At 62.5% G+C, this 22,933-nt stretch carries 22 protein-coding genes and 1 pseudogene; 11 read left to right on the forward strand and 12 right to left on the reverse strand.

The genetic code is table 11. The features are described from left to right. Nucleotides 1-7 precede the first annotated feature (7 nt). The 3 genes from rnk to cyaY form a co-directional block, all read right to left on the reverse strand. Entirely contained in the window at nucleotides 8-421 is a 414-nt protein-coding gene (gene rnk, locus ACMGF8_RS03810; RefSeq protein ID WP_011064182.1) for a nucleoside diphosphate kinase regulator, read from the reverse strand. A 142-nt stretch (nucleotides 422-563) separates the two neighbouring features. After that, nucleotides 564-797 (reverse strand): DUF1289 domain-containing protein, encoded by a 234-nt coding sequence (locus ACMGF8_RS03815; protein WP_102862228.1) that lies wholly within the window; start codon nucleotides 795-797, stop codon nucleotides 564-566. 4 nt (nucleotides 798-801) lie between these two features. After that, on the reverse strand, nucleotides 802-1,134 hold the full coding sequence (gene cyaY / locus ACMGF8_RS03820; RefSeq protein ID WP_102862229.1) for an iron donor protein CyaY: 333 nt from the start codon (nucleotides 1,132-1,134) through the stop codon (nucleotides 802-804). Nucleotides 1,135-1,373: 239 nt separating this feature from the next. Between cyaY and lptM the strand changes: the two genes are divergently transcribed. Genes lptM through ACMGF8_RS03850 form a run of 6 tightly spaced genes read left to right on the forward strand, consistent with a single transcriptional unit; the run spans nucleotide 1,374 to nucleotide 5,966 of the window. Next, entirely contained in the window at nucleotides 1,374-1,532 is a 159-nt protein-coding gene (gene lptM, locus ACMGF8_RS03825) for an LPS translocon maturation chaperone LptM (protein WP_082729310.1), read from the forward strand. A 9-nt stretch (nucleotides 1,533-1,541) separates the two neighbouring features. Further along, nucleotides 1,542-2,789, forward strand: coding sequence for a diaminopimelate decarboxylase (lysA, locus tag ACMGF8_RS03830; RefSeq protein WP_102862230.1), 1,248 nt, complete (start codon nucleotides 1,542-1,544; stop codon nucleotides 2,787-2,789). Nucleotides 2,790-2,793: 4 nt separating this feature from the next. Next, a complete protein-coding gene (gene dapF, locus ACMGF8_RS03835; RefSeq protein ID WP_102862231.1) occupies nucleotides 2,794-3,624 on the forward strand; it encodes a diaminopimelate epimerase in 831 nt (276 codons plus the stop codon). A 13-nt stretch (nucleotides 3,625-3,637) separates the two neighbouring features. Further along, nucleotides 3,638-4,363: a DUF484 family protein gene (locus ACMGF8_RS03840; RefSeq protein ID WP_102862232.1), complete on the forward strand. Its 726-nt coding sequence runs from the start codon at nucleotides 3,638-3,640 to the stop codon at nucleotides 4,361-4,363. A 2-nt stretch (nucleotides 4,364-4,365) separates the two neighbouring features. Further along, on the forward strand, nucleotides 4,366-5,262 hold the full coding sequence (gene xerC, locus ACMGF8_RS03845) for a tyrosine recombinase XerC (protein ID WP_102862233.1): 897 nt from the start codon (nucleotides 4,366-4,368) through the stop codon (nucleotides 5,260-5,262). Next, nucleotides 5,262-5,966: an HAD family hydrolase gene (locus ACMGF8_RS03850; protein ID WP_207814966.1), complete on the forward strand. Its 705-nt coding sequence runs from the start codon at nucleotides 5,262-5,264 to the stop codon at nucleotides 5,964-5,966. The genes xerC and ACMGF8_RS03850 overlap by 1 nt, the downstream gene beginning before the upstream one ends. Nucleotides 5,967-6,090: 124 nt before the next feature. Here ACMGF8_RS03850 and sutA read toward each other — a convergent pair whose 3' ends face one another. The 4 genes from sutA to glnK form a co-directional block, all read right to left on the reverse strand. Then, a complete protein-coding gene (gene sutA, locus ACMGF8_RS03855; RefSeq protein WP_007926654.1) occupies nucleotides 6,091-6,414 on the reverse strand; it encodes a transcriptional regulator SutA in 324 nt (107 codons plus the stop codon). 102 nt (nucleotides 6,415-6,516) lie between these two features. Then, nucleotides 6,517-6,942: a secondary thiamine-phosphate synthase enzyme YjbQ gene (locus ACMGF8_RS03860; RefSeq protein ID WP_102862235.1), complete on the reverse strand. Its 426-nt coding sequence runs from the start codon at nucleotides 6,940-6,942 to the stop codon at nucleotides 6,517-6,519. A gap of 209 nt (nucleotides 6,943-7,151) precedes the next feature. Continuing rightward, the gene (locus tag ACMGF8_RS03865) at nucleotides 7,152-8,489 is read right to left on the reverse strand and encodes an ammonium transporter (RefSeq protein WP_416758741.1); all 1,338 of its coding nucleotides are present in this window, start codon (nucleotides 8,487-8,489) and stop codon (nucleotides 7,152-7,154) included. Nucleotides 8,490-8,522: 33 nt separating this feature from the next. Next, nucleotides 8,523-8,861: a P-II family nitrogen regulator gene (gene glnK / locus ACMGF8_RS03870; RefSeq protein WP_002555808.1), complete on the reverse strand. Its 339-nt coding sequence runs from the start codon at nucleotides 8,859-8,861 to the stop codon at nucleotides 8,523-8,525. Between the two features lie 415 nt (nucleotides 8,862-9,276). Between glnK and ACMGF8_RS03875 the strand changes: the two genes are divergently transcribed. Together ACMGF8_RS03875 and ACMGF8_RS03880 are read left to right on the forward strand one after the other, a co-directional pair. After that, complete coding sequence (locus ACMGF8_RS03875) at nucleotides 9,277-9,537, forward strand: accessory factor UbiK family protein (RefSeq protein ID WP_072451854.1); 261 nt, start codon at nucleotides 9,277-9,279, stop codon at nucleotides 9,535-9,537. 178 nt (nucleotides 9,538-9,715) lie between these two features. Continuing rightward, nucleotides 9,716-11,209, forward strand: coding sequence for a YifB family Mg chelatase-like AAA ATPase (locus ACMGF8_RS03880; protein ID WP_416758743.1), 1,494 nt, complete (start codon nucleotides 9,716-9,718; stop codon nucleotides 11,207-11,209). A gap of 4 nt (nucleotides 11,210-11,213) precedes the next feature. On the opposite strand, the gene ACMGF8_RS03885 is transcribed toward ACMGF8_RS03880, so the two are convergent. Both ACMGF8_RS03885 and ACMGF8_RS03890 read right to left on the reverse strand, forming a co-directional pair. Beyond that, a complete protein-coding gene (locus tag ACMGF8_RS03885) occupies nucleotides 11,214-12,428 on the reverse strand; it encodes an aldose 1-epimerase family protein (protein WP_102862238.1) in 1,215 nt (404 codons plus the stop codon). 113 nt (nucleotides 12,429-12,541) lie between these two features. Then, entirely contained in the window at nucleotides 12,542-13,120 is a 579-nt protein-coding gene (locus ACMGF8_RS03890; RefSeq protein ID WP_416758746.1) for a TetR/AcrR family transcriptional regulator, read from the reverse strand. Nucleotides 13,121-13,233: 113 nt separating this feature from the next. Between ACMGF8_RS03890 and ACMGF8_RS03895 the strand changes: the two genes are divergently transcribed. Next, on the forward strand, nucleotides 13,234-14,160 hold the full coding sequence (locus tag ACMGF8_RS03895; protein WP_205413491.1) for an ABC transporter six-transmembrane domain-containing protein: 927 nt from the start codon (nucleotides 13,234-13,236) through the stop codon (nucleotides 14,158-14,160). Between the two features lie 86 nt (nucleotides 14,161-14,246). Here the strand turns inward: ACMGF8_RS03895 and ACMGF8_RS03900 are convergent, their stop codons facing one another. Then, entirely contained in the window at nucleotides 14,247-16,223 is a 1,977-nt protein-coding gene (locus ACMGF8_RS03900; protein WP_102862241.1) for a methyl-accepting chemotaxis protein, read from the reverse strand. A gap of 193 nt (nucleotides 16,224-16,416) precedes the next feature. Continuing rightward, nucleotides 16,417-17,337 carry a LysR substrate-binding domain-containing protein gene (locus tag ACMGF8_RS03905; protein ID WP_102862242.1) on the reverse strand — a complete coding sequence of 307 codons (921 nt, stop codon included), beginning with the start codon at nucleotides 17,335-17,337 and terminating at the stop codon, nucleotides 16,417-16,419. Between the two features lie 157 nt (nucleotides 17,338-17,494). Here ACMGF8_RS03905 and ACMGF8_RS03910 point away from each other — a divergent pair, with 157 nt between their 5' ends. Next, nucleotides 17,495-18,895, forward strand: a complete 1,401-nt coding sequence (locus ACMGF8_RS03910) for a NorM family multidrug efflux MATE transporter (protein ID WP_205413492.1) — start codon at nucleotides 17,495-17,497, stop codon at nucleotides 18,893-18,895. Between the two features lie 54 nt (nucleotides 18,896-18,949). Here the strand turns inward: ACMGF8_RS03910 and ACMGF8_RS03915 are convergent, their stop codons facing one another. After that, nucleotides 18,950-20,623 carry a putative bifunctional diguanylate cyclase/phosphodiesterase gene (locus ACMGF8_RS03915; protein WP_102862244.1) on the reverse strand — a complete coding sequence of 558 codons (1,674 nt, stop codon included), beginning with the start codon at nucleotides 20,621-20,623 and terminating at the stop codon, nucleotides 18,950-18,952. Between the two features lie 267 nt (nucleotides 20,624-20,890). Between ACMGF8_RS03915 and rep the strand changes: the two are divergent. Next, nucleotides 20,891-22,901 (forward strand): annotated as a pseudogene (gene rep / locus ACMGF8_RS03920) (DNA helicase Rep). Nucleotides 22,902-22,933: the final 32 nt, after the last annotated feature.

Consider the following 22,933-nt stretch of genomic DNA (forward strand, 5'->3'; position numbering starts at 1 on the left):
CCGCAAATCAGAGGTGGTAGTCGCCCGCGGCTTCCGGCTGGTATTCCACTTCCAGCAGAGTCAGCTTCAGGGTCTTGCCACCCGGCGCCGGCCAGTCGATGTATTGACCCACCTGCAAGCCCAGCAAGGCACTGCCCACGGGTGCAAGGATCGAAATCTTGCCTTCGTCGGCGTTGGCGTCCTGTGGATAAACCAGGGTCAGGTGATAGTCCTTGCCACTGCTTTCCTCACGGCAATGCACACGCGAGTTCATGGTTACGACACCGGCCGGTACTTCATCGTGACCCACCAGCGTTTCGGCACGATCCAACTCGGTTTGCAGTGCAATGACGCCTGGCAGCGAGTCGTCCAGGCTGTCGATCAGGCGCTCCAGACGTTGCACGTCAAGGCGGGTAAGGATGATGGATGGTGCAGTACTCATGATCCTGGCTGACTCCTATTTTTTCTGCACAAAAAAGCAAAACCCCGCCAAATAAGACGGGGTTCTCACCGGCCTCGATGTAGCGAGGCGAAGTCGGACACTATCACAGCACACTGAATAAACAAACCGTACCAGTACGAACCTAAAGTCCCCCGGCTGTACCGCTCTGTTTGCGCTGCAGCGCTTGTGCGCAGATCACTCGCCGCCGCTCGTCATCGGCCGAACGCCACTCGCGAATATCCTCCACATGGCGGAAACAGCCGCGGCAGACCTTCTCCTCATCGAGACGGCACAGACTGATGCACGGCGAACTGACCGCCGGGCTGACATTACTGTAGAGCGGCTTGGGCGGTCGGGCTGCGGCGGGCTGAGTCACGACCTCAGAGCCCTTCGAAATCGAGTTTGATATCCGCCTGTTCGAGAACGATGCGCTCCAGCATCTCCCCCAGCTGCTCTTCACTCTTGTCGCACATCCAGCGCTCGCTTTCCTCGTCGTAGTCGAAGTGGAAACCACCGGAGCGGGCGGCCAGCCACAGCTGGCGCAAAGGTTCCTGGCGACTGAAGATCACCTGGCTGCCGTTGTCGAACTTGACGGTGAGCACTCCGGCGGAACTTTCCAGGTCAATGTCCAGGTCGCTCTCATCGAAAATATCCTCCAGCGTCTGCTGGGTGGCGTCCACCAGGTCGTGAAAACGGGCTTCGGTCAAACTCATTGCAGGAACCTCAAAAAGTGTCTACTCACGCTCAAGCGCCGCAAGATACGGACGCTCCCCGGCGAATGCAAAGGATACCGAACAGGTGGATAAATGCGACGCCCATTGTGTCGGAAGCCGACCAAAGCCTCTGAGCAGCCCCTGGCAAAGGCCCGCTGGACGGGAGTTACGCTGCATAGGCAAGCTGCCGGGTGGCCGGTATACTCGGGCGCAATTTACGCATTCTCAAGGATTTCGCCATGAAGCGCCTGATCTCTTCCCTTGCTGCGCTCGTCGCGGTTGCCTGCCTTGTTACCGCCTGCGGCCAGAAAGGCCCGCTGTATCTGCCCGATGACAGCAAATCCCCAGAAGAACAGGCGAAATCGCAGTCGAAGTCGCACAAGCACGACACCTACTAAGGGCTCACCATGGACGCTTTCAACTACCGCGACGGTGAGCTGTTCGCGGAAGGCGTAGCCCTGTCCGCCATTGCCGAGCGTTTCGGCACGCCGACCTACGTCTACTCCCGAGCGCACATCGAGGCCCAGTACCTGGCCTATGCCGAGGCGCTTGCCGGCATGCCGCACCTGGTCTGCTTCGCGGTAAAAGCCAACTCCAACCTGGGTGTGCTGAATGTCCTGGCGCGCTTGGGCGCAGGCTTCGACATCGTCTCCCGGGGCGAGCTGGAGCGCGTCCTGGCGGCTGGCGGCCAAGCCGACAAGATTGTCTTTTCCGGTGTCGGCAAGACCCGTGACGACATGCGCCGAGCCCTGGAAGTGGGCGTCCATTGCTTCAACGTCGAGTCCGCAGAAGAGCTTGAGCGCCTGCAGCTGGTGGCCGCCGAACTGGGTGTTCGCGCGCCAATCTCGCTGCGAGTCAATCCCGACGTCGATGCCGGCACTCACCCGTATATCTCCACCGGGCTCAAGGAAAACAAGTTCGGCATCGACATTGCGACTGCCGAGGACGTGTACATCCGCGCCGCGCAGCTGCCGAACCTGGATATCGTCGGGGTCGACTGCCACATCGGCTCGCAACTCACCACCCTGGCCCCTTTCATCGACGCCCTCGACCGCCTGCTGGATCTGGTGGACCGTCTTGGAGAATGCGGCATCTACCTGCGCCACATCGATCTGGGTGGCGGTCTGGGCGTGCGTTATCGCGACGAAGAGCCGCCACTGGCCGCCGACTACATCAAGGCCGTGCGTGAACGCCTGGATGGCCGCGACCTGGCCCTGGTGTTCGAACCGGGCCGCTTCATCGTGGCCAACGCCGGTGTACTGCTGACCCGTGTCGAGTACCTCAAGCACACCGAACACAAGGATTTCGCCATCGTCGACGGCGCCATGAACGACCTGATCCGCCCAGCGCTGTACCAGGCCTGGATGGATGTCAGTGCCGTCCAGCCGCGGGATGCCGAACCCCGCACATACGACATCGTCGGACCGATCTGCGAAACCGGCGACTTCCTCGCCAAGGAACGCAACCTGGCCCTGGCCGAGGGCGATCTGCTGGCGGTGCATTCTGCTGGTGCCTATGGTTTCGTCATGAGCTCGAACTACAACACCCGCGGCCGTGCCGCTGAAGTACTGGTCGATGGTGACCAGGCTGTTGAAGTGCGTCGCCGCGAGACGGTAGCCGAGTTATTCGCTGGCGAAAGCCTGCTGCCGGAGTAAGACCATGCTGCTGCGTTTTACCAAGATGCATGGCCTGGGCAATGACTTCATGGTTCTCGACCTGGTCAGCCAGCACGCGCATATTCTGCCCAAGCACGCCAAACAATGGGGTGATCGCCATACCGGAATCGGCTTCGATCAACTGCTGATCGTCGAGGCCCCGAGCAACCCGGACGTGGACTTCCGCTACCGGATCTTCAACTCCGACGGCTCCGAAGTGGAACAGTGCGGCAACGGCGCCCGCTGCTTCGCCCGTTTCGTACTGGACAAGCGCCTGACCACCAAGCGTCAGATCCGCGTCGAGACCAAGAGCGGCGTCATCGAACTGGATGTACGCAACGACGGACAGATCAGCGTCAACATGGGGGCTCCGCGCCTGGTGCCGGCGGACATTCCGTTCCAGGCCCCGGCCCAGGCCGACAGCTACACGCTGGACGTCGATGGCCTGCAGGTCGAGCTGGCCGCCGTGTCCATGGGCAACCCTCACGCCGTGTTGCGGGTGGATGACATCAACAGCGCGCCGGTACACGAACTGGGGCCGAAGATCGAGCATCACCCGCGCTTCCCGGCGCGGGTCAATGTCGGCTTTCTCCAGGTGCTGGACCGTCAACGCGCGCAGTTGCGGGTCTGGGAACGTGGCGCCGGGGAAACCCAGGCCTGCGGTACCGGCGCCTGCGCAGCCGCAGTGGCCGCGATCAGCCAGGGGTGGATGGATTCGCCCCTATTGATCGACCTGCCGGGCGGGCGCCTGTCCATTGAATGGGCAGGCCCTGGCCAACCGGTGATGATGACCGGTCCGGCAGTGCGCGTATACGAAGGACAGGTGCGTCTTTAAGTGAGCGAAATCCATGACTGATCAGCCGCAGGCTCCCGCCGCAAAGCCCGACCCAACGCCTTCTGCCGACCTGGACGCAGCCGCCGTTGCCGCGTACCTGGAGGCCCATCCGGACTTCTTCGTCGAGCACGACGAGTTGCTCCCGGCCTTGCGCATTCCACACCAGCGCGGCGACACCGTATCGCTGGTGGAGCGGCAGATGAAGATCCTGCGCGAGCGCAACATCGAGATGCGCCATCGCCTGTCGCAATTGATGGACGTGGCCCGGGACAACGATCGGCTGTTCGACAAGACCCGACGCCTGATCCTGGCCCTGATGGACGCCACCAGCCTGGAAGAGGTGGTGATGAGTGTCGAAGACAGCCTGCGCCAGGATTTCCAGGTGCCCTTCGTCAGCCTGATTCTGTTCAGCGACAGCCCCATGCCGGTAGGCCGCTGGGTCTGCGCCGCCGAAGCCCAGGGCGCCATCGGCGGCCTGCTTTCAGAAGGCAAGAGTGTCAGTGGCAGTCTGCGCGAGCACGAACTGGACTTTCTCTTCGGCGAAGAACAGCGCAAGCAGATCGGCTCCACTGCGGTAGTCGCCCTGGCGCACCAGGGCATGCACGGTGTACTGGCCATCGCCAGCCGTGACCCGCAGCACTACAAGAGCTCGGTAGGCACCCTGTTCCTCAATTACATTGCTGAAGTCACCGGCCGTGTGCTGCCGCGCTTCACTCACTCGCTGCGCTCGGTACGCTGACCATGCAGCAGCAACTGGATGCCTACTGCGCACACCTGCGCAGTGAGCGCCAGGTGTCGGCCCATACCCTGCTGGCCTACCGGCGCGATCTCGACAAGGTGTTGGGATTCTGTGAAAAGCAGCAGGTGCGCAGTTGGACCGACCTGGATATCCAGGGCTTGCGCAGCATGATTGCCCGCCTGCACCAGCAAGGTCAGTCATCACGCAGCCTGGCACGCCTTCTGTCCGCCGTGCGCGGGCTCTATCACTACCTGAACCGCGAAGGGCTGTGCGATCACGACCCGGCCAACGGCCTGGCACCGCCCAAGGGCGAACGCCGCCTGCCCAAGACCCTGGATACCGATCGCGCCCTGCAACTGCTCGACGGCGCGGTAGAAGACGACTTCCTGGCCCATCGCGACCAGGCGATCCTGGAACTGTTCTACTCCTGCGGCTTGCGTCTCTCCGAGCTGACCAGCCTGAACCTCGAACAGCTGGATCTGGCCGACGGCCTGGTGCAGGTGCTGGGCAAAGGCAGCAAGACCCGTGTGCTGCCGGTGGGCAAGAAGGCCCGGGAAGCCCTGACGCTGTGGCTGCCGCTGCGAGCCCTGAGCAACCCGCCGGACGGCGCCCTGTTCGTCAGCCAGAAGGGGCGCCGCCTGGGGCCACGAGCCATTCAGTTGCGGGTCAAGGCCGCCGGCGAGCGGGAACTGGGGCAGAACCTGCACCCGCACATGCTGCGCCACTCCTTTGCCAGCCACCTGCTGGAGTCCTCCCAGGACCTGCGAGCCGTGCAAGAGTTGCTGGGGCATTCGGACATCAAGACCACACAGATCTATACCCACCTGGACTTCCAGCACCTGGCAGCGGTCTACGACAGCGCCCATCCACGGGCCAAACGCAACAAAGGCGGTGAGTAATGACCATCAAGCTGATCACCTTCGACCTCGACGACACCTTGTGGGATACCGCGCCGGTGATTGTCAGCGCCGAAGCCACCCTGCGCCAGTGGTTGACCGATCACGCACCGAATCTCGGCGGCGTGCCGGTGGAGCATCTGTGGGCCATTCGCGAACGGGTGCTGCAGGACGAGCCGACGCTCAAGTACCGGATCAGCGCCCTGCGCCGCCGGGTGCTGTTCCATGCCCTGCAAGAGGCCGGGTATGAGCACAGCCAAGCCAGCCAGCTGGCCGATCAGAGCTTCGAAGTGTTCCTGCATGCCAGGCATCAGCTGGACATCTTCCCCGAGGTGCTGCCGACCCTGGAGGCCCTGGCCAATCATTTCGCCCTAGGGGTCGTCACCAACGGCAATGCCGACGTACGTCGCCTGGGCCTGGCGGACTACTTCAAGTTCGCCCTGTGCGCCGAAGACATCGGGGTCGCCAAGCCGGATGCACGGCTGTTCCATGAAGCCCTGCAGCGCGGTGGTGCCACCGCGGATACTGCCGTGCACATCGGCGATCACCCGGGCGACGACATTGCCGGCGCCCAGCAGGCGGGCCTGCGGGCCATCTGGTTCAATCCTGCGGGCAAGGCCTGGGAAGCCGAGCGCGCCCCTGATGCCGAGATTCGCAGCCTCAAAGAACTGCCAGCACTGCTGGGTCGCTGGCACAGCGGCACCTGATGCGGCTCGTTCTGTAGGAGCGAGCTTGCTCGCGATCGCCGCCACGCGGCGCCATTTACCCGGCACGCGCCCATGAAAAAGCCCGCAGCGACGGCGGGCTTTTTCAGCAAGCAAGTAACAAGGCTCAGATCGGCCGGCTGCCGTACTTGTTATCAGGCTTCTTGGGCGGATCGGCGACCACATTGGCCTCGACTTCCTGCACTTTGCCGCCACGGGCCAGGAACTCTTCCATGGCACGCGCCAGTGCATCACGCTCCTTGTTCTTGGCTTCGACACTCGGCAGCTCGTCTACCGAGACCGCGGCCTTGGCCTTGCCTTTGGCGGTCGGAGCAGGAACATCACTGCCGTCGTCTTCCGCCACATCGTCGGCGGCCGCTTCAAGACCTTCTTCGGTTTCGTCTTCGTCACCTACTTCGAGGTCGTCGTTTTCCAGATCATCGTCGCTCATGTTCTACCTCATGACTTGCGAAAAGCAGATTAGTTATAGCCCAGCTGCGCCGACTGTCGAAGGCTGCCGGAAAAAAATCAACGTCCACTGATACTCAGCGGCTTATGCCCTATCACCCTGCAGGGTGGCAAGGACTTTGCGAGCACCGCCATGATCGCGATGCTCGCCCAGATAAACACCTTGCCAGGTGCCTAGCGCCAAGCGCCCCGCCGCTACCGGCAAAGTCAGCTGACAGCCTAGCAAACTGGCTTTGAAGTGCGCCGGAAGGTCGTCCGCGCCCTCGTCGTCATGTTCGTACCCGGCCATGCCTTGAGGCACCAGGGTGTTGAAGAAACGCTCGAAGTCACGCCGTACCGCCGGATCGGCGTTCTCGTTGATGGTCAACGAGGCCGAGGTATGTTGCAGCCATAAATGCAGCAGACCAACCCGACATGCCCTCAACTCAGGCAGGCCGGCGAGCAACTCGTCCGTCACCAGATGAAAGCCCCGGGGCCTGGCCCGCAGGGTAATCAGGGTCTGTTGCCACATACCGATCTCCACGCTTCGGCGCGCATTCTAGCGCGCTCAGGGAAAAAACAAAGCGCCGAATAATCCTGCTTTAGTGTAAGCATTTGTCCTGCTGGAAATCGCCACGGCATACACGCCAATGCTTGTCAGTAAATCCATTCAGCCTTTCTCAATGACAAATGCCAGGCAAAAAAATGCCCGGCCGGAGCCGGGCGTTTTTTCAGGCGCGATTACAGGTTGTAACCCCGCTCGTTGTGTTGTGCCAGATCGAGGCCGACCGCTTCTTCTTCCTCGGTAACCCGAAGCCCGATGATGGCATCCAGGACCTTGAGAATGATGTAGGTCACGATCGCGGTGTAGATCACGGTAAAGCCCACACCTTTGCACTGAATCCAGACTTGCGCGGCGATGTCGGTCACGGTGCCGAAGCCGCCCAGAGATGGAGCGGCGAACACACCGGTGAGGATCGCGCCAAGAATACCGCCGATGCCGTGAACGCCGAAGGCATCCAGGGAGTCGTCATAACCCAGCTTGCGCTTGAGGCTAGTGGCACAGAAGAAGCACACCACGCCAGCGGCCAGGCCGATGATCAGGGCGCCCATCGGGCCAACGGTGCCCGCTGCCGGAGTGATGGCTACCAGGCCGGCGACCACGCCCGAAGCGATACCCAGCGCGCTTGGCTTGCCGTGGGTGATCCACTCGGCAAACATCCAGCCCAGGGCCGCGGCGGCAGTAGCGATCTGCGTCACCAGCATGGCCATGCCGGCAGTACCGTTGGCCGCAGCAGCGGAGCCGGCGTTAAAGCCGAACCAACCGACCCACAGCATGGCCGCGCCCATCAGGGTATAGCCCAGGTTGTGGGGAGCCATCGGCGTGGTAGGGAAGCCTTTGCGCTTGCCCAGTACCAGGCACGCCACCAGGCCTGCGATACCGGCATTGATGTGGACCACGGTGCCGCCGGCGAAATCCAGCACGCCCCAGTCCCACATCAGGCCGCCGTTGCCGGACCAGACCATGTGCGCGATCGGTGCATACACCAGGGTGAACCAGACGCCCATGAAGATCAGCATGGCGGAGAACTTCATCCGCTCGGCGAAGGCACCGACAATCAACGCCGGAGTGATGATGGCGAAAGTCATCTGGAAGGTGATGAACACCGCTTCAGGGAACAGCGCCGCTGGGCCGGTTAGGCTGGCTGGGGTCACGCCCGCCAGGAAGGCCTTGCCCAGGCCACCGAAGAAGGAGTTGAAGTTGACGACGCCCTGTTCCATGCCCGTCGTGTCGAACGCAATGCTGTAGCCATAGATGACCCACAGAATGCTGATCAGGCCGGTAATGGCAAAGCACTGCATCAGCACCGAAAGAATGTTTTTCGACCGCACCATGCCGCCGTAGAACAGCGCCAGGCCAGGAATGGTCATGAACAGCACCAAGGCTGTGGAAGTCAGCATCCAGGCGGTGTCGCCGGAATTGAGGACTGGAGCTGCCACTTCGTCTGCCGCCATGGCCAGGCCAGGCATTACGAGGGACAAAAGGGCTCCTAGCCCTGCGAATTTACGCAGAGTCATATTGTTTTCTCCTGGGGCGTTGGGTTTGGCGGCTTAGATTGCGTCGGTATCGGTTTCGCCGGTACGGATGCGAATAGCCTGTTCCAGATTGACCACGAAGATCTTGCCGTCACCGATCTTGCCGGTGTTGGCGGCCTTGGTTATCGCCTCGATAACCCGGTCAAGATCCTTGTCGTCAATGGCGACATCGATCTTCACCTTGGGCAGGAAATCCACCACATACTCCGCACCGCGATACAGCTCGGTGTGACCCTTCTGCCGGCCGAAGCCTTTGACCTCAGTGACGGTAATGCCCTGCACGCCGATCTCGGACAGCGACTCGCGCACGTCGTCCAACTTGAACGGCTTGATGATGGCAGTGACTAGCTTCATGAAACTCTCTCCCGAATTGGTGGACTTGCCCCAGGAAAACAAACCCGACTCAAGTCTAAGCGCAGTGCCTGGCTTTGTAACGCATCGTCGGCCTTCCTCAGCCAGACCGACGCCAGCTAACCGCTTCTGACGAAACACTCCCCGCTCCGCCTGCCGCACTGCATTCGTCACAGCGACTGCATCAGTGCATGGGTCACCAAGGTCTAAGCAGAAAGCTTGCCAGCTCGGGAAAAATCAGTGATTTCAGTCTCTTGCCCACAGCCGTTCGGGCTTGCACAAATCGGCACCGCGGATACGCACAATAACGGTGCGCGAGCGCCCGCCCGGATGCGCGAAAAACGTGCAGAGCGGGCACCACCAAGCCCTTGAGCCGTGCGTGATACACTGCGGTCCATCTGCTATTCAGGACACTCCCATGCTCGCGCCCAAAGACCTTCTCGATGCCCTGAGCGGCCACGCCTCGCGTTTGCTCAGCGGTGAAACACCTCTGCCTCGCAATGAAATCGAAAGCCAGTTCAAGGCCCTGCTGCAAAGCGGCTTCAGCAAACTGGACCTGGTCAGCCGGGAAGAATTCGACAGCCAGATGGTGGTCCTGGCCCGCACCCGGGCACGCCTGGAAAGCCTGGAGGCCAAAGTGGCGGAGCTGGAAGCCCGGCTCAATCCGGCAGCGCAATGAGCTGAACCCGCGATTCGCCGACAAGCCGGCTCCTACAAACCTGGAGCCGGTTTGCCAACGAAAGCCGTAGCGCCGGCGACATATCCTGTGCGCATTCAAAGCTCCTCCCGCCAAAGCCCTCATCTATCCTTGCAGCACCGCAGGACGCGGTTCCCGCTGTCTCAAGGAAGATCTTCCCATGTCCCTGGCAATCATCCACAGCCGTGCCCAAGTGGGCGTACAGGCTCCGGCTGTCAGCGTTGAAGTGCACCTGGCCAACGGCCTGCCGAGCCTGACCCTGGTCGGGCTGCCGGAAGCTGCAGTCAAGGAAAGCAAGGACCGGGTGCGCAGCGCCATCCTCAACGCCGGATTCAACTTCCCGCCGCGACGCATCACCCTCAACCTGGCTCCGGCGGATTTGCCCAAGGACGGTGGACGATTCGACCTGGCCATCGCCCTGGGCATCCTCACCGCCAGCGTGCAGGTGCCGGCCCTGGCGCTGGACAACATCGAATGCCTGGGTGAGCTGGCTCTGTCCGGCGCGGTGCGAGCAGTACGCGGTGTGCTCCCGGCTGCGCTGGCGGCACGCAAGGCGGGACGCACCCTGCTGGTGCCCCGGGCCAATGCCGAGGAAGCCTGCCTGGCCTCGGGCCTGGAGGTGATCGCCGTAGACCATCTGCTGGAGGCCGTCGCCCACTTCAATGGCCACGTCCCCATCGCGGCTTACGTCAGCGACGGCTTGCAGGAGAATCAGACGCCCTACCCCGACCTGCGGGAAGTCCAGGGCCAACTGGCCGCCAAGCGTGCCTTGCTGGTCGCTGCCGCCGGTGCCCACAACCTGCTGTTCAGCGGCCCGCCCGGCACCGGCAAAACCTTGCTGGCCAGTCGCTTGCCCGGCCTGCTGCCACCCTTGCAGGAAGACGAAGCCCTGGAAGTCGCAGCCATTCAATCGGTGAGCAGCCACAAGCCGCTGCGCCACTGGCCGCAGCGCCCCTTCCGCCAGCCCCATCATTCGGCATCAGGCCCTGCACTGGTGGGTGGCGGTTCGAAACCTCGTCCGGGAGAAATCACCCTGGCCCATCACGGTGTGTTGTTTCTCGATGAACTGCCGGAGTTCGACCGCAAGGTCCTGGAGGTTCTGCGCGAGCCCATGGAGTCGGGCCAGATCGTCATCGCGCGCGCCCGCGACCGGCTACAGTTTCCAGCGCGCTTCCAACTGGTAGCCGCCATGAACCCCTGCCCCTGTGGCTACCTTGGCGACCCCAACGGACGGTGTCGCTGCACGCCGGAACAGATCCAGCGCTATCGCAACAAGCTGTCCGGCCCCTTGCTCGATCGCATCGACCTGCACCTGACCGTGGCCCGCGAAGCCACCGCCCTGAACCACGAGCCGCAACCGGGGGACGACAGTGCCAGCGCCGCCGCCCGGGTGGCTCAAGCTCGCGAGCTGCAACGCCAACGCCAGGGTTGCGCCAATGCCCATCTCGACCTCCCCGGCCTGAGGCGCCATTGCCGGCTATCCACGGCAGACGAACGCTGGCTGGAAGCGGCCTGCGAACGCCTGGACCTGTCGCTACGAGCCGCCCACCGCCTGCTGAAGGTGGCCCGGACCCTGGCCGACCTGGAGCAGGCGGCACGGATCAACCGCGAGCATCTGGCAGAAGCCCTGCATTACCGGCCGAGCACAGGTTGAAGGGTCACTCCTTGGACAGATCCACCAGCGGCGTGGGACGCACTTCGGTCTGGCGTCCATCCTGAATCTTGCCGACAAGACTCAGCGCATCATCCACCGCAGCCTTGTCCGCCAGCAGGTTGTAGCGGATCTGGAATTGACGTTGCTCCTTGGCGCCGATGGTCGGCACCAGATTCAGCGGACGCTGATAGCGGCGGTTGTAAGAGAAACTGGTGCCCGGCTCCAGTCCCGTCACATAACCCTGGCCCTGGGTGTCGGTGTTCTTCCATAGCGAGAACACCGGCAACTGCTGGGTATTGAAGCCCAGCGATACGCCGAGACTACCCGCCTTGTTATGCAGCACCGCCAGGGTCTCGCCCTTGGCGTCGGCATAAGGCACGACGTTGTAGACGGTCTCGTCATAGTCGCGGGTCGGGCCGCGATAGGTCTGCCAGTCCGCCAGATCGGCCTTTGCTTTGTCGTTGAAGGGCGAGACTTGTTTCACCGGTGCCGCAAACTTGGCCCCCTGCTCGAGGAACGGCGTGCTGAAGTTGCTGTGGTACAGCGCCTGGTATTCCTTCGGATAATCACCGTTGTTGGTCAACCGGTCATTGAGGGTGAAACTGGTGCTGCCGGGCTCGGTAACCAGTTCGGTGGCGACACTGAAATCGACCTTCTTGAACGCCTGCTCCTTGAGCTCGCCCCGCAAGTGAATGGCGTAAGGCGGTTTCTCGTCGATATGCAGGGTGACCTTGCTGGCGGGAATGTTCGCCGCGCGGCCATGCAGTGTCAGCAACTCGCCATTGTCCAGGCCAGGGTGCCCGACCCACTCGTAGCCGCAACGCGTCACCAGCTCATTGAAGCCTTCCAGCCAGCCCAGGCCACCACGGCCATTGAGTTCGATGAACGCCGGATTGACCACTTCCTTGACCGGTGAATCCCAGCCCAGGCGCACATCGCCCACCGAGGCCTGCAACACATTCATGCCCCGGGTCGGCACCACCGAGAGCTTCATCACACCATTGTCGATGTCGATGATGCTCACCCCTTCCTGGCGACCGCCATGCAAGGTGCGCAAGGTCACGGAAAAAGGCCGCTCGGTCTTTACCCCCAGTTGCTGGCTGGTGAGGTGCAGGTTGTCGGCGGCCTTGTCGCTGTCGAGCAATACATAGTCCCAGGCCATGGCATGGGAAGCGGCGCTCAGCGCGGCGAGGGAAACAAGCAGTTTGAGGGACTTCATCGAGGGATTGCCTTTATTGGAGTTGTACGATTTTTATAGCGCTGAAGAATCGTTTCAGCAAGCCAATAAATCGCGCTAACCACCACAAGATCCCATCATTTGTACTGAGGCCCTCAGTCCTCGAACCCCAACAGCAAGCCCGCCACTTCCAAGACTTCTGCCAAGGCAGCCTCGGCAGCTTCGGGCGAGGCCCGCAGCAGCAGGTCATCGGCATAGCCCATGGTTTGCGCGAACAACTGTCGTGCCACGCGTTCGGGGCTGGAGCAGCGGAACACTCCGGCCTGGACCCCACGGTGGACGATCTGCGCCAACATCCGTTGCCACTGACCGTTGATCTTCAGGTAGGCCTCGGCCAGCTCCTGGTCATACATGGCCTCGTCCCAGGCATCGAGCCACAGCGCCCAGCCGTCCTCGGCGGAATCGGGCAGGCAATCGCGAAGAAAACCCTGCAGCGCCTCCAAGGGCGCGACGCCTTGCAGCGGTTCGCCCACCGCCTCCAGTTGCTCATTGGCAAAACGGACGAAGGCCTCGCGACGCAGCTCCTTCCAATCGCTGAAGTAGTGATAGACATGACTGCGGGACAACCCGGCATGTTCGGCCAGGTCGCGAGTGGAGACATCGGCGAACCCCTTGCTGCGAAACAACTCCAGGGCCGCGCCGATGATCTGGTCTTTACGGTCGTTACGGGACATGGGCAATCGGGCCTCTTGACGCCGAGATGGACGGCGCTTGCATTTTGAGCGATCGCTCAAAGATAATTGAGCAGTCGCTCAATATTAACCGTTATCACACCTGTGGTGCACTCATGTCTGTCGTCACCCCATCCGTTATCGTCGACTCCACACAAAAGATCGGCCAGCAATCGGCCGGCCAGACGCTCAAGGCCATTGCCCGGGCGTACCCGGGCAAGCTGTTTGTCACGTTGTCCCTGGTGGCGCTAGAGAACGCCCTGCTGCTGGCCTACCCGCTGTTTGCCGGGTTCGCCGTAGACTCGATCCTGCGGGGTGACACCACCCACGCGCTGATCTACGCCCTGGTGGTGCTGGGCTTCTGGGTCGTGGGGGCCGCGCGGCGAGCGGTGGACACCCGCACCTTCACCCGCATCTACGCCGACCTGGCGGTGCCGGTGATCCTCAATCAGCGCCTGCAGCAGCAAAACACTTCCACGGCAGCGGCGCGGGTGGTGCTGGCCAGGGAGTTCGTCGACTTCTTCGAAAAGCATGTGCCGACCATCGCCACCGCCCTGGTATCGATTGTCGGTGCCGCGGTCATGCTGCTGGTGATCGAGCCCTGGATCGGCCTGGCCTGCCTGGGCGCCCTGCTGCTGTGCGTCACCCTGCTGCCGCGCTTTGCACGGCGCAATCAGCAGTTGCACGAACGCCTGAACGATCGACTGGAAAAGGAAATCGGCCTGGTGGCCAAGGTCGGCGCCGCCTCGCTGAAGCGTCACTATCGGCTGCTGTCGCGGCTGCGCATCTGGCTCTCGGACCGGGAGGCGGCGGCCTATCTGTTTCTGGGCACCGTGGCGGCGATTCTGTTCGTCATCGCCATCAGTCAGCTGGCGCTGTCACCCGAGGTCAAGGCCGGGCATGTGTATGCGGTAATGACTTATCTGTGGACCTTCGTCAGCAGCGTCGACGAGGCCCCGACCATGGTCGATCAATTGGCACGCCTGCGGGACATCGGCAAGCGCGTTGACCCGGGGCTGGGTGAACCGACCGAACCCCGCTAAACCTCAGAACCGCCGGACGCGATAGCCGCCGGCGTGCAGCAGGACCTTGCCCCGCAACCCAGGGTTGCGGGGCGAAAGGGCCACTGTCAGCGGAAGCGGTCGACTTCCTGTCGCAGGTCGGCGGCCAGTGTTTCCAACTCACGAGCAGTGAGCGCCAGGTTGGACACCACCTCCCGTTGCTCGCTGTTGGCCTGGGCAATGCTCTGCAGGTTGCTGCTTAGCACCGTGGCGGTGCTGCTCTGCTCCTGGGTGGCCGTGGTGATGGCGGCGAACTGCTCGCCGGCGCTGCGGCTCTGCTCGTCGATCAGGGCCAGGGCCGAAGCCACATCGGCGTTGCGCGACAAGCCTTCCTGCATCAGCCGGTTGCCCTGTTCCATGGTCTCGATGGCATGGCCGGTTTCCTGCTGGATGCTGTTGATCATCTGCGAGATTTCGTCGGTGGCCTCGCGGGTACGCGACGCCAGGTTGCGCACCTCATCCGCCACCACGGCGAAGCCGCGACCCTGCTCGCCGGCACGGGCCGCCTCGATGGCGGCGTTGAGAGCAAGCAGGTTGGTCTGGTCGGCAATCGCGGTGATCACCCCGACAATTCCGCCGATCTCCTGGGAGCGTTGGCCCAGGGTATTGATTACCGTAGCCGTGCTGTTGAGCGCCCCGGCAATCTGCTCCAGGGACGATGACGCCTGCTCCATGGACTCGCGGCCGATATGGGTCTGCTGAGCATTTTCCTCGGCCAGGCGCTGGGTGCTGCCCATGTTGTCGGCGATGTTCAGCGACGTGGCGCTGAACTCCTCAACCGCCCCCGCCATGCTGGTGATCTCGCCCGACTGCTGCTCCATGCCTTCATAGGCACCGCTGGACAGGCCAGACAAGGCCTGGGCCCGACCGTTGACCTCTGCGGCAGAACGGCGGATGTGCTCGACCATGGTCGACAAGGCTTCACCCATCTGGTTGAAACTGCGAGCCAGTTGGCCGATCTCATCGTGGCTGGACACATTCAACCGCGCACTCAGGTCGCCGCCGCCCAAGGCCTGGGCCTGACGCACCAGATCACTCAAGGGCGCCAGCTTGCTGCGCAGCAGCCAGACCGTAGCGCCCACCGCCAACAACATCGCCAACAGGCTGCCGATCACCAGACGGATGCCGACGCTCCAGGTCACCGCCCGAATCTCGGCTTTGGGCATGCTCGCCACCACCGACCAGGGCCCACCGGCAAAAGGCACCGCCAGGCTGTAGAAGTCTTCGCCCTGGTCGCTCCAGAAGCGGCCCTTGCCCGGCTGCTGCGCTGCATCGGTCATGACCTGCGCGGCCTGATCCAGGCCTTGCACGCCCGCCGGTGGCACCAGCCATTTGTGCTGTTCGTCCAGCAAGGCCAGGGAGCCGCTGTGTCCGATGCGAAAGCGCTGGAGATTGTCGAACTGAGCGTTCTGCGCATCGGTGTAGTCAAAACCAACGAACAACACGGCAATCACCTTGCCGGCACGATCCAGCACCGGGGTGTACTGGGTCATGTAGAAACGTTCGAACAACAGCGCCCGGCCGACATAACCCTGCCCCGCCATGAGTTTCTGATAGGCCGGGTGGGCGTGGTCGAGCAAGGTGCCAATGGCCCGGCTGCCGTCCTGCTTGCTCAAGGAAGTACTGACCCGGATGAAGTCGTCGCCGCTGCGCACGAACAGGGTCGCCACCCCGGCGGTCATCTGCTTGAACTCGTCCACTTCCTCGAAGTTGTTGTTCAGCACCACGTCCCCCAGGTGCAGGCCCGGGGTCTGGACCCCGGCCACACTCACCGGTTGTTCGGGATGCAGACTCAGGCCGCTGCGGAAGCGGTTTTCAAACAAGCCGCTGAGGCGCTGGGTGCTTTCGCGCAGGCTGCTGTGAAAGGTGTTGAGCTGATCGGCCAGCAGGCGCGCTTCGCTGGCCAGGTGCTCCTCTCTAGTGTCGAGATTCGCCGAATCCAGAGAACGCAGGGCAAACAGGGTACTGCCGCTGATCACCAGAGCGAGTATCAGGGCAAGGGCAAGCCCTAGCTGGGAGGCTATCCGGGCACGGGGTTGGGACATGATGGCTCCTTCCCGAGAAGGCGGATCATCCTGATCGATCAGCACACTCGGCAGTAATTATTCTAGGATTTTTAGTAATTTAGGACCTTCCTGAACGCTGGTTCCATAACCCATGGATTCGGCGGCGCCCACGAATACTTGAGCGCCTAGCAAGGATATCTCCGCGCCCCCGTCGGCCGGGCACTGCATCGTTTCAGCCGAGGCGCTCTACCTCGGGCAGTTGCATGGCCTGGACCTCGCCCTGGAGAAAGTCGCTGAGGCGACGCAAACGTTCGCCTCCCGGCCGGGTCTTGGGCCACACCAGGTAATAGTTCAAGCCACTGGCGACGGCGGTCGGCCAGGGCAGGCTCAAGCGACCCTGAGCCACATCTTCGGCCACCATCAGCAGATCCCCCATGGACACGCCGTAACCCCGAGCCGCCGCAATCATCCCCAGTTCCAGGGTGTCGAACACCTGCCCGCCCTTGAGGGAAACCTGATCCGTGAGCCCCATCTGCTCCAGCCAACTGCGCCAGTCCCGCCGGTCCGGAGTCGGGTGCAACAACTCCGTGGCCGCCAGCCGCGCCACATCCCAGGGCGGGTCTTCGAGCAAGTTCGGAGCACCCACCGGGATCAGCAACTCCGGGAACAGGTAGCTGGCTTCCCAGTCCGGTGGAAAGTGTCCGTTGCTCAGCAGTACCGCGCAGTCGAAGGGCTCCTGGTTGAAGTCCACGGAGTCCACGTCCATCCAGGCACTGGTGAGCTGCACTTCGTTGCCCGGCTGCAGATGGCGGAAGCGGCTGAGGCGGGCCAGCAACCAGCGCATGGTCAGGGTCGACGGCGCCTTCATGCGCAGGATGTCGTCTTCGGCCCGCAGGGTATTGCAGGCCCGCTCCAGGGCACCGAAACCCTCGCGGATACCCGGCAGCAGCAAGCGCGCCGCTTCGGTCAGTTGCAGATTGCGCCCGCTGCGCTGGAACAGCCGGCAGGCGAAGTGCTCCTCCAGGGTGCGGATATGCCGGCTGACAGCGCTCTGGGTAATGGACAGTTCCTCGGCCGCGCGGGTGAACGAGCTGTGCCGCGCCGCCGCTTCAAAAGCGCGCAGGGCATAAAGAGGAGGAAGACGACGGGACATGGACGCGCTCCAGCAGCGGAATGACGCAACGCTACCAGAAAGATATTCGCATGAGTTTTTATCATGCCAGCAAGTATTTTTATCCCTTTGTGCTATGGCCCGGAAGCGCCGAGAATCAGCGCTCTCCCCGACTTTACCCTGATCGAGCCTGATGACCATGCAGCATCCAGCACGTACCGAACTCTGGGCCATCCTGCGGCTGGCGGGGCCGCTGATCGCCTCCCAGCTGGCGCACATGCTGATGGTTCTCACCGACACCCTGATGATGGCCCGCCTCAGCCCGCAAGCCCTGGCCGGCGGTGGCCTGGGCGCCGCCAGCTATTCCTTTGTCTCGATTTTCTGCATCGGCGTGATTGCCGCGGTCGGCACCCTGGTGGCGATTCGTCAGGGCGCCGGAGACATTCAGGGCGCCGCCCGCCTGACCCAGGCCGGCCTGTGGCTGGCCTGGATCATGGCCCTGGTCGCCGGCCTGCTGCTGTGGAACCTCAAACCGCTGTTGCTGCTTTTTGGCCAGACTGAAAGCAACGTCCAGGCTGCCGGCCAGTTCTTGCTGATCCTGCCGTTCGCCCTGCCCGGCTACTTGAGCTTCATGGCCTTGCGCGGCTTCACCAGCGCCATCGGCCGGGCGACGCCGGTGATGGTCATCAGCCTGGCAGGGACTGTGGCCAACTTCCTGCTCAACTATGCATTGATCACCGGCATGTTCGGCCTGCCGAAACTCGGCCTGATGGGCATCGGCCTGGTGACCGCCATCGTCGCCAACTGCATGGCGCTGGCCCTGGCCTGGCACATCAAGCGCCATCCAGCCTATGCCGCGTACCCATTGCGCCAGGGCCTGGCCCGGCTGAACACCCATTACCTGCGCGAACTGTGGCGCCTGGGCCTGCCCATCGGCGGCACCTATGCGGTGGAAGTCGGGTTGTTCGCCTTCGCCGCGCTGTGCATGGGCACCATGGGCAGCACCCAGCTGGCGGCGCACCAGATCGCCCTGCAGATCGTGTCGGTGGCGTTCATGGTGCCGGCGGGTATCTCCTACGCCATCACCATGCGCATCGGCCAGCACTACGGCGCCGGACAACTGCTGGATGCACGGTTGGCCGGACGGGTAGGCATCGCCTTCGGCGCGGTGGCGATGCTGGGGTTCGCGATGGTTTTCTGGCTGCTGCCCAACCAGTTGATCGGGCTGTTCCTCGACCATAACGACCCGGCCTTCGCCGAGGTGATTCAACTGGCGGTGAGCCTGTTGGCGGTAGCGGCCTGGTTCGAGCTGTTCGATGGCACCCAGACCATCGCCATGGGCGCCATCCGCGGTCTCAAGGATGCCAAGACCACCTTCCTGGTGGGCCTGGGCTGCTACTGGCTGATCGGTGCCCCATCGGCATGGCTGATGGCCTTTACCCTGGGCTGGGGACCGACCGGTGTCTGGTGGGGACTGGCCCTGGGCCTGGCCTGCGCGGCCATCAGCCTGACCCTGGCGTTCGAGTGGCGGATGCGCCGCATGATCAAGCACGAGCCCGTGGTTGCGGCGATGAACGTTCAAGCCAGCAGCGCGGATTGACGGGGAGCGGGTCCCCGCCGCCCAAGGCGCTGGATCAGCACCGGTATCCGTCGCTTAAAGCATCCCCTCCTGCAGCGACTGCTGGCTGCTGCCGAACGTCAGGTACTCCATCAGGTCCGCCAGGGGCAACGGCTTGCTGATCAGGTAGCCCTGGACCTGATCGCAGCCAAAGCCTCGTAGCAACGCCAGTTGCTCCGCGGTTTCCACACCTTCGGCCACCACATCCAGATTGAGGTTGTGGGCCAGGTTGATCATGGCGTGTACCAGTTTGCGGTTCTCTTCACGCTGCTCCATGCCCCCGACAAAGCTCTTGTCGACCTTGAGCAGGGTGATCGGCAGGCTGTTGAGGTGGACGAAGGAAGAGAAACCGGTGCCGAAGTCGTCCAGGGAAAAACGCACCCCCAGGCGCCCCAGGGCATCCATGGTCTGCTTCACCAGATCGCTGCGGCGCATCACTGCGGTTTCCGTCAGCTCGAACTCCAGCCACTGGGCCTCAACCCCGCGCTCGGCGATCAGCCGGCTCAGGGTCGAGAGCAACTGGCTGTCCTGAAACTGGCGGAACGACAGGTTGACCGCCATGTGCAGCGAGGGCAGCCCACGCTCGCGCAGGGCCTGCATGTCTCGCAGAGCACGGGAAATCACCCAGTAGCCCAAGGGCACGATCAGCCCGCTCTGTTCCGCCAGGGGCACAAACTCGCTGGGAGGCAGCAAGCCGCGCTCGCCGTGGCGCCAACGCACCAGGGCTTCGAGGCCGACGATCTTGCCGTCATGCAGGTTCAGCCGGGGTTGGTAATGCAGCTCCAGCTCATCACGGCGCAAGGCTCGGCGCAGTTCGCTTTCCAGATCGGCGAGGCTGCGGGCGTTGCGGTTGATCCGCTCATTGAAGATATGAAAGGTGCAGCCTTGGGTGCTCTTGGCCTGCTGCATGGCGATATGTGCATGCCACATCAACGGGTCGGCGCCGGCATTGGCTCGGGCATGGGCAATCCCCAGGCTGCAGCCGATCAACAAGCTTTCGCCATCGACCCAATAGGGTTCGGCCATGGCTTCGGTGATGCGTTCAGCCATCCATTCGGCGCGCTGCGGCGCGCGGCGGGTGTCGATCAGCAGGGCAAACTCGTCGCTGCCCAGGCGGGCCAGTTGGTCACCAGCCTCCAGTTGGCTCTTGAGCCGCGACACCACCTGCAAGATCAGGCGGTCGCCGGCCTGGTGGCCGAGGGCGTCGTTGGCGTGGCGGAAGTTGTCCAGGTCCAGGTGCCCCAGGGCCAGGCCGCGACCGTCGTTTTCCGCCAGCCGTGCGGCCAGCAGGGTCTGGAAGCCCTGGCGGTTGGCGATGCCGGTCAGGGGGTCTTGCTCGGCCAGGCGTTGCAGGGTGTTTTCCAGCACACCGCGCTCGCGTACATGACGCAGGCAGCGACGCAGGGCGTCGGTACTCAGGCAAGAACCCACCAGCCAGTCGCTGACACCCACCGGGGCTACTGAGGGCTCATGGTCCAGCAATAGAATGGTGGGCAAACTGCAACGCCCGGGACCGGGCTGCAGGCGTGGAATGGTCAACAGGACCGCATTGCGATCGTCTTCGAACAAACGACTGACCGACTCCCAGGTGGGAGCACTGATCAATACCACCGAGTCTCCCAACGGAGCGACACACTCGCGCAACAACGCTGTCCACACAGGCTCTTCGGCCAGTAGCAGCAAACGCAAGGGTTCGACAGGCTTAGACAAGCTAGCTCCCTAGACTCTGCAAAATGAGTTGGCGGCGGGCATTATGGCGCGCAAATAAGCAATAACAATTGATATTGATTATCATACGCAATTTCTTGTACCGCTCTAACTCGAACATTAGACGCATATTCAGCGCGCATCCTGAGGGAAAGTATCAAAACCGGCAAATTTAGATAGCGTTGTGCGTCACAAGTCGGAGAGAGCAGCAGAATCTGTCCAGCCTGTTAAAATGCCCGCCCTTTTCGTAACCGATCCCTTTTTACCGTCATGTCCCGACTCAATCCCCGGCAGCAAGAAGCCGTGAACTATGTCGGCGGCCCTCTTTTGGTGCTCGCCGGCGCAGGCTCCGGCAAGACCAGCGTGATCACCCGCAAGATCGCGCACCTGATCCAGAACTGCGGCATCCGCGCCCAGTACATCGTCGCCATGACCTTTACCAACAAGGCCGCGCGAGAAATGAAGGAGCGGGTCGGCACCCTGCTGCGCGCCGGCGAAGGCCGTGGCCTGACCGTGTCGACCTTCCACAACCTGGGCCTGAACATCATCCGCAAGGAGCATGCGCGGCTGGGCTACAAGCCGGGCTTCTCGATCTTCGACGAAGCCGACGTCAAGGCCCTGATGACCGACATCATGCAGAAGGAGTACTCCGGGGACGACGGTGTCGACGAGATCAAGAACATGATCGGTTCGTGGAAGAACGACCTGATCCTGCCGGCCCAAGCCCTGGAAAATGCCCGCAACCCCAAGGAACAGACCGCAGCCATCGTCTACACCCATTACCAACGCACGCTCAAAGCGTTCAACGCGGTGGACTTCGATGACTTGATCCTGCTGCCGGTGAAGCTGTTCGAAGAACACGCCGACATCCTGGAGAAATGGCAGAACAAGGTCCGCTACCTGCTGGTGGACGAATACCAGGACACCAACGCCAGCCAGTACCTGCTGGTGAAAATGCTCATCGGCAAACGCAACCAGTTCACCGTGGTGGGCGACGACGACCAGTCGATCTACGCCTGGCGTGGCGCGGCGCCCGGAAAACCTGATGCTGCTCAAGGACGACTACCCGTCCCTGAAAGTGGTGATGCTGGAGCAGAACTATCGCTCCACCAGCCGTATCCTGCGCTGCGCCAACGTGCTGATCTCCAACAACCCCCACGAGTTCGAAAAGCAGTTGTGGAGCGAGATGGGCCACGGCGACGAGATCCGCGTGATCCGCTGCCGCAACGAAGACGCCGAGGCCGAACGGGTGGCCATGGAGATCCTCAGCCTGCACCTGCGCACCGACCGGCCCTACAGCGACTTCGCCATTCTTTACCGGGGCAACTACCAGGCCAAGCTGATCGAACTGAAGCTGCAGCACCACCAGGTGCCCTATCGCCTGTCCGGCGGGAACAGCTTCTTCGGACGCCAGGAAGTCAAGGATCTGATGGCCTACTTCCGCCTGATCGTGAACCCGGACGACGACAACGCCTTCCTCCGAGTGATCAACGTGCCGCGCCGGGAAATCGGCTCCACGACCCTGGAAAAACTCGGCAACTACGCCACCGAGCGCAAGATCTCGATGTACGCCGCCACCGATGAGATCGGCCTGGGCGAGCACCTGGACAGCCGTTTCACTGATCGCCTGGCGCGCTTCAAGCGCTTCATGGACCGCGTCCGTGAACAATGCGCCGGCGAAGACCCGATATCTGCCCTGCGCAGCATGGTCATGGACATCGACTACGAGAACTGGCTGCGCACCAACAGCTCCAGCGACAAGGCCGCGGACTACCGGATGGGCAACGTCTGGTTCCTGATCGAGGCCTTGAAGAACACCCTGGAAAAAGACGAAGACGGCGAAATGACCGTCGAGGACGCCATCGGCAAGCTGGTCCTGCGGGACATGCTGGAACGCCAGCAGGAAGAGGAAGACGGCGCCGAAGGTGTACAAATGATGACCTTGCATGCCTCCAAGGGGCTGGAGTTTCCCTACGTGTTCATCATGGGCATGGAAGAGGAAATCCTCCCGCACCGCTCCAGTATCGAAGCCGATACCATCGAGGAAGAACGACGCCTGGCCTACGTGGGCATTACCCGTGCTCGCCAGACCCTGGCCTTCACTTTCGCGGCCAAGCGCAAGCAATACGGTGAAATCATCGACTGCGCACCGAGCCGCTTCCTCGATGAATTGCCCCCGGACGACCTGGCCTGGGAAGGCAACGACGACACGCCGACCGAAGTCAAAGCCGTTCGCGGCAATAGCGCTTTGGCGGATATACGCGCGATGTTAAAGCGCTAAAATCGACTATTTTTAACTGACCTTTGGCGCAA

This window comes from Pseudomonas sp. BNK-7, from assembly GCF_048072025.1.
In the GTDB taxonomy this organism is placed as follows: domain Bacteria; phylum Pseudomonadota; class Gammaproteobacteria; order Pseudomonadales; family Pseudomonadaceae; genus Aquipseudomonas; species Aquipseudomonas danubii.